General features: G+C 67.8%; 10 protein-coding genes. 5 read left to right on the top strand and 5 right to left on the bottom strand.

Annotated features, from left to right (window positions below; translation table 11 throughout):
- A partial coding sequence (locus ACWELQ_RS18135; RefSeq protein WP_452398201.1) for a hypothetical protein occupies nt 1-2376 on the bottom strand: 2376 nt, incomplete at its 3' end.
- Between the two features lie 110 nt (nt 2377-2486).
- Nucleotides 2487-3092 (bottom strand): TetR/AcrR family transcriptional regulator, encoded by a 606-nt coding sequence (locus tag ACWELQ_RS18130; RefSeq protein WP_452398200.1) that lies wholly within the window; start codon nt 3090-3092, stop codon nt 2487-2489.
- A 204-nt stretch (nt 3093-3296) separates the two neighbouring features.
- Here ACWELQ_RS18130 and ACWELQ_RS18125 point away from each other — a divergent pair, with 204 nt between their 5' ends.
- Both ACWELQ_RS18125 and ACWELQ_RS18120 read left to right on the top strand, forming a co-directional pair.
- Nucleotides 3297-5372 carry an alkyl/aryl-sulfatase gene (locus ACWELQ_RS18125; RefSeq protein ID WP_452398199.1) on the top strand — a complete coding sequence of 692 codons (2076 nt, stop codon included), beginning with the start codon at nt 3297-3299 and terminating at the stop codon, nt 5370-5372.
- Nucleotides 5373-5533: 161 nt separating this feature from the next.
- Nucleotides 5534-6562 (top strand): alpha/beta hydrolase, encoded by a 1029-nt coding sequence (locus tag ACWELQ_RS18120; RefSeq protein ID WP_452398198.1) that lies wholly within the window; start codon nt 5534-5536, stop codon nt 6560-6562.
- Between the two features lie 63 nt (nt 6563-6625).
- Here the strand turns inward: ACWELQ_RS18120 and ACWELQ_RS18115 are convergent, their stop codons facing one another.
- Nucleotides 6626-7426 carry a DUF2127 domain-containing protein gene (locus ACWELQ_RS18115; protein WP_452398197.1) on the bottom strand — a complete coding sequence of 267 codons (801 nt, stop codon included), beginning with the start codon at nt 7424-7426 and terminating at the stop codon, nt 6626-6628.
- Between the two features lie 264 nt (nt 7427-7690).
- Here ACWELQ_RS18115 and ACWELQ_RS18110 point away from each other — a divergent pair, with 264 nt between their 5' ends.
- Complete coding sequence (locus tag ACWELQ_RS18110) at nt 7691-8515, top strand: CPBP family intramembrane glutamic endopeptidase (RefSeq protein WP_452398196.1); 825 nt, start codon at nt 7691-7693, stop codon at nt 8513-8515.
- Between the two features lie 15 nt (nt 8516-8530).
- On the opposite strand, the gene ACWELQ_RS18105 is transcribed toward ACWELQ_RS18110, so the two are convergent.
- Nucleotides 8531-9670, bottom strand: a complete 1140-nt coding sequence (locus ACWELQ_RS18105) for an XRE family transcriptional regulator (RefSeq protein ID WP_452398195.1) — start codon at nt 9668-9670, stop codon at nt 8531-8533.
- A 244-nt stretch (nt 9671-9914) separates the two neighbouring features.
- On the opposite strand from ACWELQ_RS18105, the gene ACWELQ_RS18100 reads away from it, so the two are divergent.
- On the top strand, nt 9915-10220 hold the full coding sequence (locus tag ACWELQ_RS18100; protein WP_452398194.1) for a hypothetical protein: 306 nt from the start codon (nt 9915-9917) through the stop codon (nt 10218-10220).
- Between the two features lie 108 nt (nt 10221-10328).
- On the opposite strand, the gene ACWELQ_RS18095 is transcribed toward ACWELQ_RS18100, so the two are convergent.
- Entirely contained in the window at nt 10329-11222 is an 894-nt protein-coding gene (locus ACWELQ_RS18095) for a PAC2 family protein (protein ID WP_326310618.1), read from the bottom strand.
- Nucleotides 11223-11396: 174 nt separating this feature from the next.
- Between ACWELQ_RS18095 and metH the strand changes: the two genes are divergently transcribed.
- Nucleotides 11397-14153: methionine synthase (gene metH, locus ACWELQ_RS18090; RefSeq protein ID WP_452398193.1), on the top strand; the 2757-nt coding region annotated here is incomplete at its 3' end.

Genomic DNA, 14153 nt, shown 5'->3' with positions numbered 1-14153 from the left:
CGAGGTCAGCGCCGGATGCGTGGCCGGACCCCGCGTGGCCGCCGGATGGTGACGCACCCGCGCGGCGTAGGCGTCCTCGTGTCCGAAGCGGACACCGAAGGTGTCGAGCAGATCCAGGACGCCGGGCACATCCAGGAAGGGCCGCACGAGATGCTCGGGCTCCGCGCAGCGCAGCGCGTCCGCCGTACTCTCGTACGCTTTGAGTGAATTGCCCAGTTCCGCATGGGCGGTCGCGTCGAGCAGCCGCGCCAGCACCGCCATCAACGGATTCACACCGTCGACGGCCAGCATGGGCGTGGTCAGCGCGAGCACCGAACGCGGCCGGTTGGCCGCCCGCGCCAGCCCCGCCTCGCACAGCGTCACCGCCGGATGCTCACCCACCGCGCGGCGGGCCTCGGCCACCAGTTGCTGCGCGGCCCGCCCGTCGGGCACCCGCAGCAACGCCCACACCGACTGCACCAGCAGCCCGAGCGTGAACGGCGGCAGCGAGCGGTGCAACAGCGTGGACATGCTGTGCCGCAACGACTGTGCCGCGCGATACCGGTCCGGCGCGGCATCGAACGCGAGCACCTGCGCCACCACGTGCTCATGGCTGCCGGGACCGAACACACCGCGCCGCCCGGCGTCGGCGAGCACGTCCGCGAAATGCCGCCGGCCCTGGTCATCGCCCTGCACATGAGCCGCCAGCGCGGTCATCACCACCGCCTGCAGGGCGTCGGCCGAATCCATCAGCCGGTGCGTGCCCGCGATATCGAGGGCCCGCTGGGCCCGTTCCCGCATCCCCGCGATCGACCCCTCCACCCCCGAGGCCACCGCGAGCCGATTCGTCGACCGCAATGCCAGCCGTGAATGCCGCGCGTGCTGTGCCAACGCCAAGGCCCGGCGCAATTGTCCCTCGCCCGCCGCGACCTCCCCACCCACCAGCAGCACCATCGCATCCTGCACCGCGGCATAGGCATCGACATCCTGATTGCCGGTCGGCTCGCTTCCGGTCGCCGGCGCGAATCCCGCCGGTGACCGCCCGGTCGCCACCGTGATCTCGACGGCCACCGCGCGACGCATGACGACGAGCCACTGCTCGGGCACGCACACCGAGCTCGCGGGTGCGGTCGCCAGCTCGAGATGGGCGGTGGCCCTGCTGATCTCGCTCTGCGTGAGGGCGTCCACGGCGCGCAGGATATGCAGGTAAGGATCGGTTTCGAGCGCCGGGTCGCACTGCTCGAGCAGGCAGAACAGTCGCGGGCCGGCGCCGTCGAGCACCAGGCCCAAGCCCAGATCACGCAGCACGTCGCGCAGCGGGGCGGGATCGGTGAGCTCGCGCAGCTGCTCGAGGGCTGAGAGTGGCTGTCCGGCAGCGAGATACGAATGCGCGGTGACCCGTCGCAGCTCGGCGAGCGTGGCCGCGTCCAGGCCGCGCGCCTCGGCCAGCAGATGCGCGCGCAGCAGCGGGGGATAGCTGAACCACAGCGCGCCGTCGCGATTCTCGCGCCGGAGAGGAATATTGCCGCGATCGAGCTCATCGAGCGCCGCCCGCGCCGATCGGCCGGTGAGACGATCGGCCAGCGCTTCGGTGAACGAGTCGGGAATCGCTGTGCGGGTGAGGAATTCGCGCACGTGCGCGGGCAATGGCGTGACCACCTCCCGCGCAAGGAATTCCGAGATCAGCTGCGGCGGCCGCGCCAGCACGCTCAACGACGTCGCGCGATCCCGTGGTCGCGCCGCCAGCTGCAAGGCCGCCATCCGCACCAGCGCGGCCCACCCGTCGGTCAAGGCCATCACCCGCTCGAGCACCACCCCCTCGAGGACGCAGCCGTGCTGCGCGCACAGCTCCTCGACCTCCGCCGCCGTCAGCACCAGCTCGCGAATCCCGAACCGCGCCAACGCCCCACGCAATTCCAGGGCATGCCACCGCACCGGCGGATCGCACCGACCGGCCACCACCACGGTGACATTCGACGACGCGAGATCGACCAACTCCTCGAGCTCCCCGAGCATCTGCGCATCCCCGATCTCATGCGCCATGTCGATCACCACCACAACCGGCCCCACCTCCGCCAACTCGGCCACCCGGCCACCCCCGATCCTTACCCGACCGGACAACTCGGGCCAGAGGCTGCGGTCGCGGCGGGAGTCCGCGGTGATCCAGATCGTGCGGGTGGCCGGGTTCTGGGTGCGGCGGTGGGCCAGCCAGGTGGTGAGGAGGGTGGTTTTGCCGGTTCCGGCGGGGGCGCTGAGCAGGATGGTGCGGCCGGTGTCGGCGGCGGCGTCCAGTTGGCGTAGCAGGTCGGTGCGGGGGAGGGCGGGGTAGCCGACTTCCGGGGCCGGGCGGCCGGTACGTCGGTCGAACGGGAGGTGGCGCTGTCCCGCGGTACTCATCGTGCCTCCTGCTTCGAACACTGTCCCGGCGTCGAGCTGCCGTTGTCAGCAACGTAGCGGCAATCAAAGGGCAAGTGGGCAATTTCGGGTGGCCGCGTCACCCGCAGCGCTCAGTCCGCCCGGGCGAGCATCGCGGTGAGGGCGCGGCGGACCGCGTCGGAGGCCGCGCGGGCGGACAGGCCGCGCCGATCCATCAGGTGGTGGCGGTACGGCCAGCCGACGGTGGCGTCGACCAGATCGAGGAGCTGCTCGCCCTCGTGCGCGGCCAGTTCGGGGGCGAACAGCGCGGCCAGGGCCTCGCGAATCCGGTTGTCGGTCAAGCGCATCCGCGCATCGACCTCGGGGGTGCGCAGGGATTCGATCAGACCGAGCACGCGCGGTTCGCGTTGCAGGGCGAAGATGGCCTCGCCCTGACGCACCACCGCGTCGATGCGCTCGGCCAGCGGCAGCGCCGGATCGGCCGCGACGATCAGCGCCTCGACCTGCTCGGACTGCTGGTCCACCGCGGCGGTGATGAGCGCGGTCCGGGTCGGGAAGTGCACGAAGATGCTGCGTTCGGAGACGCCCGCGCGTTCGGCGATGCTGCGGGTGGTCGGATCGAACTCGCCGTCGTGCACCGCCGACAGCAGGCCCTCGATGATCGCCCGGCGGGTCTGTTCCGGATTGCGCCGCCGCCGCGGGCCGTCGTTGCCTTTGCTGCCCTTGCCCTCGCTCATAGCAGGAATCCGATCACATCCGGCCCCGGCCCGTGCGCGCAGGTCCGGCGCGGGGTTCGAGGCGTTTCGCATGGGGTCACTCACCCAGTCTATTGCAGACGCACTGCAATAGTGGTGTACTGTGGCCCACAGGGCAGAACGACAGCGAATGATCGGCTACCACGTTCTGCCACGCATCCACCACAGGGAGACAGGAGAGCGCTGATGACCGACGAGGACCTCACGAACAACGGGGACGACCGCAAGCCTGGTGGGTTCACGGTGTCCCGGCGCGGGGTATTCGGGGTCGGCGCGGCCGCCCTGGTGGCCGCCGGTGTCGGAGTGACCGTCGCCGGATGCGACAGCGACAGCGACAGCGGCTCGGCCGCGGAGAAGACCAGCAAGGACGCGGTCGACCCGAGCGGTCACATCGTGGACGCGCAGAAGCAGGCGCAGTCCTCGCTGCCGTTCTCCGATACCCAGGACTTCGCCGACACCGACCGCGGCTTCATCGCCAAGCTCGAGCCCGACGTGGTCAAGGACGCCAGTGGGAAAGTGGTGTGGGACAACGAGTCCTACGGCTTCCTCCAGGGCTCCTGCCCGAACTCGGTGCACCCGTCGCTGTGGCGGCAGGGCCAGCTGGTGGTGAAACAGGGCCTCTACGAAGTGGTTCCGGGCATCTATCAGATTCGCGGCCTGGATCTGTCGAACATGACCCTCATCGAGGGCAAGACCGGCGTCATCGTCATCGACCCGCTGATCTCGACCGAGACCGCCAAGGCGGGCATGGACCTGTACTTTGCCCACCGCGGGCAGAAGCCGGTCGTCGGCATGATCTACACCCACTCGCACGTCGACCACTTCGGTGGCGCGATGGGCGTCATCACCGCCGAAGACGCTGCCTCCGGCCGGATTCCGGTGATCGCCCCGGCGGGCTTCGTCGAGCACGCGGTCGAGGAGAATATCTTCGCGGGCACCGCCATGTCCCGCCGCGCCGCCTACATGTACGGCGCGGCGCTGCCGCGCGGCGAGAAGGGGCAGGTCGGTGCGGGCCTGGGCATGACCACCTCGGTCGGCACCGTGAGCCTCATCCCGCCCAACAAGGACGTCACCCACACCGGTCAGGAAGAGACCATCGACGGCATCAAGGTCGTCTTCCAGATCACGCCCGGTACCGAGGCCCCGTCGGAGATGAACTTCTACTTCCCCGACTTCCGCGCGATGTGCATGGCGGAGAACGCCACTCACACCCTGCACAACCTGCTGACCCTGCGCGGCGCGCTGGTGCGTGACGCGCACGTGTGGTCGCAGTACCTGACCGAGACCATCAATATGTTCTCCGGCGAGTACGAGGTCGCCTTCGCCTCGCACCACTGGCCCATGTGGAATGCCGACAAGGTCACCGAATGGCTGTCGCTGCAACGCGATACGTACGCCTACTTGCACGACCAGACCCTGCGCATGCTCAACCAGGGCTATGTCGGCACCGAGATCGCCGAGATGATCCAGATGCCGCCCGCCCTCGAGAACAAGTGGTACACCCACGGCTACTACGGTTCGGTCAGCCATGACGTGAAGGCCATCTACCAGCGCTACATGGGTTGGTTCGACGGCAATCCGGCCCACCTGTGGGAGCACCCGCCGGTCGATTCCGGCAAGCGGCACGTGGATGCCATGGGCGGCGCGAGCGGTGTGCTGAAGGTGGCCCGCAAGGCCTACTCCGACGGCGACTACCGCTGGTGCGTGCAGGTACTCAACTACCTGATCTTCGCCGACCCGAACAACGAGAAGGCGAAGATGTTGCAGGCCAGCGCCTTCGAGCAGCTGGGCTACGGTTCCGAGAACGGCACCTGGCGCAACTTCTACCTCTCCGGCGCGTACGAGCTGCGCAACGGCAACTTCGGCACCCCGACGAAGGCCAACTCCGCCAGCATGATCAGCGCCCTGAGCGTCGACCAGGTCTTCGACTCGGCGGCCTTCCTGATCAACGGCCCCAAGGCGTGGGACCTGCACCTGGTCAACGACTGGGTGATCAGCGACCAGAACCAGACCTACCGCACCGAACTGCGTAACGGCGTGCTCATCCACTTCGTGATCCCCGCCGGTTTCAAGGGCCCTGCCCCCGACGCCACCTTCACCCTGTCGCGGCTGGAACTGATCGCCACCATGACCGGGGCCAAGGACATCGTCAAGGAGATCCAGTCCGGCGCGATCAAGGTCAGCGGCGACCCGACGAAGCTCAAGCAGCTCAAGGAGGTCATGGACAAGCCGGACCCCGGCTTCAACATCGTCACCCCGTAGCCGGGCGTCGTCGCGGCGTGACGGGAGTTACCGAGGGGCCGTCACGCCGCGACCTTTATGAATAGATGCGGGGGTTACAGCGCCCCGGATATGGCAGAGTCGTCCCCACCATCAAGATCGAGGGGACGACGACCGTGCGGTATCGACTGTGGAACGCTGTTGTGACAGGGGGATTGGTGGCCGCCGCCCTGACGACGCCGGTGGCCTCGCACGCCACACCCGGCGACCCGATCGTCGAAACCGGTGCGCTGCTGACGGACCCGGTGAGCGCCGACGGCTCGCACGTGGCCAGCGTCCAGATCCTCGACGATCGCAATATCGCGCTCGAGGTGTACTCGGCGGCCATGGACAAGACGGTGCACCTGGACGTGCTGCGGCCCGCCGACACCTCCCGGCCGCGGCCCACCCTGTACCTGTTCAACGGCACCGACGCAGGCATCACCAACAAGAACTGGCACTACCAGGTGCCGGAGGTGTTCGACTTCCTGGGGCAGAAGGACATCAATGTCATCGTCCCCACCGGCGGGCTGGCCAGCTACTACACCGATTGGCGCGCACCGGATCCCGTGCTCGGCGTCAACAAGTGGAAGACCTTCTTCACCGAGGAACTGCCGCCCCTGATCGACGCGGGCCTGGGCGCCAACGGCGTCAATGCCATTGCGGCGGTGTCGATGTCGGTGACTCCGGCGCTGAATCTGGCGATGACCAAACCGGGCCTGTTCCGGGCCGCGGCGACCTTCAGCGGCTGCGTGCAGACCAGCGACCCGGTCGGGCAGTCCTTCGCCCGCATCGTCGTGGCCAGCGAGGGCGGCGACGCCGACAACATGTACGGCCCGCCCGGCGACCCGATGTGGGCGGACAACGACCCCTACCTGCACCTCGAGAAGCTGCGCGGCCTGCCGCTCTACATCTCCAGCGGCAACGGCATTCCCGGCATGTACGACATCGTCGACGGGCGATTCGTCATCTACCCCGGCGTCGCCGGCTACCTCGTGCACCTGATCTACGACGGCACCATCGAGGCGGCGACCGGCTACTGCACCCGCAATCTGGTGGCCCGCCTCGCCGAACTCGGCATGCCCGCGACGGTGGATCTGCCGCCCAACGGCGTGCACTCCTGGGGCGTCTTCCGCGACGAGCTGATCAAGTCCTGGCCGGTGCTGGCTCAGGGCCTGGGAGTGCCCGCCTGAACCGGTACGGCCGCAGGGTGATTCGGCCCGGCCGAGGTCGATTCAGCCGGGCCGCACGGCAAGTCAGTGCGGTCGCCGGGTGACGATGCGCTCGGTGCGCTGCTCGGACTGCGCGGCGACGGCCGCGCGCTCCACGGTCATCAGGCTCTCGGAATGGTGTTCCGCGAAGTACTTCGCGGCACCGCCGTTGAGCCCGAACAGCGACTTGCTCCACAGCAGCCAGATCACCGCGGCCAGGTTCACCAGTAGCGCGCCGATCCGCACCACGGTGATCTTCTCGGTGAGCTCGTAGATCTCGAGCGGCAGGAAGATGCTGGTGGCGATGACCGCGAAGTACTCACCCCACCGCTTGACCAGCCACAGCCCCGTCGCCTCGATGAGCTGGATGGCGGCGTAGGCGAACAGCGCCACCGCCACCCAGGTCAGCACGGTGGGGGAGAAGGTGAACGCCTTGTCGATGCCCTTGATGATCTTCGAATGGTCCGGGTTGAACCCGATCTGATCGGCCAGCTGCCGGATGAGCGGAAGATCCTTGTCCCAGTTGGACTTCCAGTGTTCGCGTGATCCGCGCAGCTTCAGCACGCCCGCACCCAGCAGGATCAACACCAGCGCCCGGATCAGGCGCTCGGCCGCCAGCAGCCGCATGATGATCCGGTCGCGCAGCAGGTGCCCGCGCGGTACCTCGGGCGCGTCGTCGGCGGGGCCGCGGCGGCGCGGCTCGCCGGGCACGAAATCACCGCAGCGCAGGCAGCGCCAGGATTCACCCGCCGGGGTGGCGACGTGGAGGCGTACCGCGAGCTCCGGCTCGGTGGGGGCGTAGGTCTCGTGCCCTCGGGCAGCGCAGGTCCACAGACTGAAGTCCATGCGCTGGAGCGTACCTGGCGATTCTCTTAAGAACGGCCTGGATACTGCGGGGACGTGACTCGTGGAAAGGCGGGTATGACCCAGGCGCAGAGCAGCACCACGCGTGAGACCGGCCGTTCCGGCGGCACCAGAGCGAAACCAGGTCCGTTCCGACGTATCGTCGTGCGGCTCGGAAGGCGGGGTGAGCGGCGCTCGAGCGCCGGCCGGTGGGGATGGCCGGGTGCGAGCACAAGCGATTTCCCGCCGGCGAACACGCCCTCGGCGGTGTCCGGACGCCGGGAGCGAGTGTTGCGGGCGCTCGTCGCGTGCGCGGTGGTCGGGGCCTACGCCGCGCTCGGGTTCGCGCTGCGTCTCGACGCGAATACGTATCTGCTGCTCGGGATTCCATTCACGCTGCTGTTCCCGCTGGTGCTGCATCGGCGGCCGATCCGGGAATTGTGGGTGCGGGGCGCACCGCCACCGGTGGATCGCCGGGTGTGGGTGATGGCCCTGCTACTGGCCGTGATTCCGGTCCACGGACTACTCGAAGTACTGACCGGTCGGCGCGGTACCGGGCACTGGTCGGAGGTGGTGTACTCGGCGGCGGCCGTCGCGGGCGTCTTCCCGGTGGCCTGGGCACTGCGCGGACTGGGCCGCGCCGGAGCGAGCAGGCTGGCCGCATCCCTGGCGACGGCGGGACTGATCGGAATGTCCACCGTCATCGGCGGATTCCTGGTCAGCGGACAGGCCGCGCCGCGCCCGGCGCCGTGGGCGAGTTTGGGCCTCGGGCTGGAATCACTGCTGATGTATCTGCCTCTGGTGTTCGTGCTGGAGGAGGTCTTCTTCCGCGGCGCGCTGGACTCCTACCTCCATCGCCATGGCGAACCCGGCGGTATGTGGTCGGCGGCCTTCGTCTCGGCGCTGTGGGGCCTGTGGCACCTGCCGGTCGCGGGGGTGCCGATCACCGGCGGCGTGGTCGCGGGCGTGCTGGCCTTCCAGATCCCGGTCGGCATGTTCCTGTCGTTGTGGTGGCGGCGCAGCGGCAATCTGGCCGTGCCCGGAATCACCCACGCCGCCATCGATTCCGTGCGCAACGCCCTCGGCGTGTGAACCGCGCGCGTCCGATCAGCCCGCCGCGAGGGCGCGCAACTGCTCCAAATAGGTTCGGGTGCGCGGATCCCCGGGGAAGCGCTCGATCATCTCGCGCGCCGTCTCACCCGCGATCCACATGAGCGAGGGCAGTGAACGGCGTTTGCCCGCGAAGGCTTGCAACCCCTCGTCCAGTGCAAGCTCAAGATTGCGATCGCGCACCGCGACCACCGCGAGGGTCAGGTGCGCCTCCGACACGCGCATGGGTTTCCGGATGCTGCCGTCTGGGCGTGTCGCGGTCTGGATCACCTGGCGGGCATAGCTTTCCGCGAGCCGGTCATCACCGGCTACCCGGCAGCAGTCCATGGCGTAGAAGTCGAACTTCTGCGGATCAACGACGAAGTGGTTCTCCAGATTGGCCGGATGTTCCAGCGCGTCCAAGATCGAACGGCCCTGCGACAGTGCCTTTTCCACCTCCCGGCGATCCCCCAGGCGCGCCCACGCCTTGGCGCGCTGGGCGGCCAGTTGCACGCCGACGCCCAACCGTCCGGTGGTGACGTGTGCCGCCTCGGCGGCCTCGATGGCACCGCGGTAGTTGGCCTGCGTCAACGCGAACCAAGCGGCCATTTCGGCTCCCCAGCCGATGATTTCGGGGTGCTCGGCCTCCTGGCCCAGCGACAGGGCGGCCCGGCGGGTGGCCTCGGCGGCGGTGCGCCAGCCCAGGTCGTAATCAACGCAACCGACCAGTAGGGCAACCCATCCCGCCAGGACCAGCACTTCCCGATGCTGCGAGAGAGTCAGTCGGCCGTCCAGCAGCGAGGTGATGCGGCGCAGCCAGGTCGTCCCCTCGGCATGCAGTTCGTGCGGATCCGCGCACGGATACTCCGAGCACAGCCGATCGGCCGTGATCCGGATGGCATCCAGCGTGGAGGCGGACACATCGGACATGCGCAGCCGCCCAATGAATTCCAGCGTGTCCATCCCGGTCGCCGAGAGCATCTCGTCGTCCCGATTGGGCCGGGCCTTCGGGAAGAATGCCGCCGTGACCGTGTCGAACGCCGCCGCGATGATGGGTGCGTAGAAATCGTCCGGCCGGGATTCCCCGGACTCCCAGCGCCGCCAGTTGCGCAGAAGTGTGCTGTCGGTTGGCAGATTGTGACTGGATTTGGCCCGCATCGCCCGGACCGCATCGGCTTGTGACCACCCCCGAGCATCACGTTCGGCACGCATTCGGACAGCCCAGACAGGTCGATCGTCACCGGCGGACACGCTCTGTAGTATCTCACCAGTTAACGCCGGATGGACCCGGATAGGGCATCTGGATGTCAGTGGGTTGACATCTGCAATTGCATTCGTGATTACGTCAAGCTGGTTGGCAGGGCACACTTCAGACAGCGATCCCAATCCAACGGAGGTTCGGGTGGAAGCGTTGATCTATGGGTACGTGCGTGACGATCTGACGGACGGCCGGAGCGAAGAGCTGGAGAACGCCATGTGCGGGCTCGCTCAATCCGAGGGCCTCTGCTTCGCCGCAACGTTCCATGAATCGACCCCCGGCGACGGCACCGCGTTCGCGGAGCTGACCGCCGAACTCAAGCGTGCCGATGCCCACCACGTCGTGGTGCCGTCACTGGATCACCTTGCGGGTCAGACGATTCCGCGCGACATCCTGATCGCGAAGCTCGCGCACGAGGCATCGGCGCAAGTCTGGACCGTCGAGCACTAGCTCCGTATACATCGCCGCACCTGCGTCGTGAACGCAGGTGCGGCAATGGTTTTCGGGCTAGTCCGGGACATTCACCCCGAATCGGGCAGAGCGGTCAGTGGCGGCGCGTCAGAGGCCGAAGCCGCCGCGTCCGCGTCGGCGCAGGTACTTCTCGAACTCCGCGGCGATGGCGTCACCGTCGATCTTGGCCATGGCGTCGTTGATATCCACCTCGGCGTCCCCGCGCTCCTCGAGCGAGCGCACGTACTCGGCGATCTCCTCGTCGCCGGCGGTCATCTCGTTGACCGCGCCCTCCCACTCCTCGGCCTGCTCGGGCAATCCGCCCAGCGGCACCTCGACATCGAGGACATCCTCGACCCGGTGCAGCAGCGCGATGATGGCCTTCGGATTCGGCGGCTGGGATACGTAGTGCGGCACGGCCGCCCAGAAGGAGATGGCCGGGACACCCGCGCGCACGCACGCGTCCTGCAGCACTCCGGTAATACCGGTCGGTCCCTCGTAACGGGTCTGCTCCAGGTTGAAGCGCTCCGCGGCTTCCTTGCTGTAGGCGGTCCCGGTGACCGGAACCGGGCGGGTGTGCGGGGTATCGGCCAGTAAAGCGCCGAGAATCACCACCGTGGACACGCCCAGCTGCTCGACGAATTCGAGGATGTCGTTGCAGAAGCTGCGCCACCGCATATTCGGCTCGACTCCGCGCAACAGCACGACATCGCGATCACTGCCCGGGGGCGAGCACACCGACAACATGGCCGAGGGCCACTGGATCTCGCGGGTCACCCCGTCAACCTGGCGAACCGTCGGCCGGTTGACCTGATAGTCGTAGTAGTCCTCGGAGTCGAGCTCGGCCAGCGGCTGCGCGTCCCAGATCAGTTCCAGATGCTCGACCGCGCCACTGGCGGCGTCGGCGGCATCGTTCCAGCCTTCGAAGGCGGCCACGAGCACCGGATCCCGCAGCGTAGGCAGGTCCGATTCGGGTGGCACCGGGGATTCACTGGCGTTCACCCGGTCAGCCTACGGTGTGTCAAGACACAGTGTGCATGCGACGCACTGGATCCGATTTGCCCCCCGCGTCGCTCCGGGCGAGTTCGCGGCTTCCGATGTCCCGAAGGTATGAGTCGGGAGAACCGCACGATACCGAGGCCATGTTTGTCCGGGGCTCCCACTACTCTTGGGTACATGTCTGTACGCAGCCGCGCCGAATTCGACACCACCCTTTTGGACACGCTCAGGCGGCGTGTCGTGATCGGGGACGGTGCTATGGGCACGATGCTGCAGGCCGCGGATCTCACTCTGGATGACTTCCGTGGCCTCGAGGGCTGCAACGAGATCCTGAACGAAACCCGCCCCGACGTGCTCAAGCACATCCACCGGGCCTATTTCGAGGCCGGCGCCGACGCGGTCGAGACCAATACCTTCGGATGCAACCTGCCCAACCTGGCGGACTACGACATCGCCGATCGGATCCGGGATCTGTCCGAGCGCGGCACCCGACTCGCGCGCGAGGTCGCCGACGAGATGGGCAAGTCCGCGGACGGGACTCCGCGGTACGTGCTGGGGTCGATGGGTCCCGGCACCAAGCTGCCCACGCTGGGGCACGCTCCTTATGTCTCTTTGCGCGATGCCTACGCCGAGGCCGCGCTGGGCATGCTCGACGGGGGCGCGGACGCCATCCTCATCGAGACCTGCCAGGACCTGCTGCAGGTCAAGGCCGCGGTCACCGGCAGTCACCGGGCCATGGAGACCGCGGGCCGGCGGATTCCGATCATCACGCACGTGACCATGGAGACCACCGGCACCATGCTGGTCGGTTCCGAGATCGGCGCGGCGCTGACCGCGCTCGAGAAGCTGGGCATCGACATGATCGGGCTCAACTGCGCCACCGGCCCGGACGAGATGAGCGAGCATCTGCGCCATCTGTCCAAGCACGCGCAGCTGCCGGTGTCGGTGATGCCGAACGCCGGTCTGCCCATCCTCGGGGCCAAGGGCGCGGAATACCCGCTCACCGCAGAGGAATTGGCGATCGCGTTGAGCCAGTTCGTCTCCGAGTTCGGCCTGTCGCTGGTCGGCGGCTGCTGTGGCACCACCCCCGAGCACATCCGGCAGGTGGCCGAGGCGGTGCGCGAGGTCGAACAGGCCAAGCGCAACCCGGTGCACGAGCCGAGCGTCTCGTCCATCTACAGCTCGGTGCCGTTCGAGCAGGACGCCTCGATCCTGATGATCGGTGAGCGCACGAATGCCAACGGCTCCAAGGCGTTCCGCGAGGCCATGCTGGCCGGTGACTGGCAGAAGTGCCTGGATATCGCCAAGGATCAGACTCGCGACGGCGCGCACATGCTCGACCTGTGCGTGGACTACGTGGGCCGTGACGGCGCGGCCGATATGGCCGAGCTGGCCTCGCGGCTGGCCACCGCCTCCACCCTGCCGATCATGCTGGACTCCACCGAAACCCCGGTGCTGAAGGCCGGTTTGGAGCATCTGGGCGGCCGCTGCGCCATCAACTCGGTGAACTACGAGGACGGCGATGGGCCGGATTCGCGATTCCAGCAGACCATGCGGCTGGTCGCCGAACACGGTGCGGCCGTGGTGGCCTTGACCATCGACGAGGAAGGCCAGGCGCGCACCGCCGAGCACAAGGTCGCCATCGCCGAGCGGCTCATCGCCGATATCACCGGCAACTGGGGCCTCGACGAATCCGACATCATCATCGACACGCTGACCTTCACCCTGGGCACCGGCCAGGAGGAGTCGCGTCGCGACGGCATCGAAACCATCGAGGCCATCCGGCAACTCAAGGCCAAGCACCCGAATGTGCAGACCACCCTGGGTCTTTCGAACATCTCCTTCGGTTTGAACCCGGCCGCGCGGCAGGTGGTCAACTCGGTGTTCATGCACGAATGCGTGGAGGCCGGTCTGGATTCGGCGATCGTGCACGCGTCGAAGATCCTGCCCATGGCCCGGATTCCCGAGGAGCAGCGCCAGACCGCCCTGGATCTCGTGTACGACCGGCGTACCGAGGACTACGACCCGCTGCAGAAGCTGATGGCGCTGTTCGAGGGCGTGTCGGCGGCCTCGTCCAAGGCTTCGCGGGCCGAGGAGCTGGCGGCGCTGCCGCTGTTCGAGCGGCTGGCGCGGCGCATCGTCGACGGCGAGCGCAACGGCCTCGAGACCGACCTCGACGACGCCATGAAAGAGGTTCCGCCGCTGCAGATCATCAACGAGACCCTGCTGTCGGGCATGAAGACCGTCGGCGAGCTGTTCGGGTCCGGGCAGATGCAGCTGCCGTTCGTGCTGCAGTCGGCCGAGGTGATGAAAACCGCTGTGGCGCACCTGGAACCGCATATGGAGGCCACCGACGACTCGGGCAAGGGCCGCATCGTGCTGGCCACCGTCAAGGGCGACGTGCACGACATCGGCAAGAACCTGGTCGACATCATCCTGTCCAACAATGGCTACGAGGTCGTGAATCTCGGTATCAAGCAACCGATTGCGGCGATCCTGGATGCCGCGGTGGACAAGAAGGCCGATGTCATCGGCATGTCCGGGCTGCTGGTGAAGTCCACGGTCATCATGAAGGAGAACCTCGAGGAGATGAACACCCGCGGCGTCGCCGCGCAGTTCCCGGTGCTGCTGGGTGGTGCGGCGCTGACCCGCGGGTACGTCGAGAACGATCTCACCGACGTGTACGAGGGTGACGTGCATTACGCGCGTGACGCTTTCGAGGGCCTGAACCTGATGGACGAGATCATGACCCGCAAGCGCGGCGGCGGTCTCGACCCCGACTCGCCCGAGGCCCTCGCCGAGGCCGCCAAGCTGGCCGAGCGCAAGGCCCGCCACGAGCGGTCCAAGCGCATCGCCGCGGAGCGCAAGGCCAAGGAGGCGCCGGTCGAGGTGCCCGCGCGCTCGGATGTGGCCGCGGATCTGCCGGTGCCGACG

Source organism: Nocardia sp. NPDC004722, from assembly GCF_053601505.1.
Note: the sequence above shows the minus strand (reverse complement) of the source record. Positions and strands in the feature narration are given on the sequence as shown.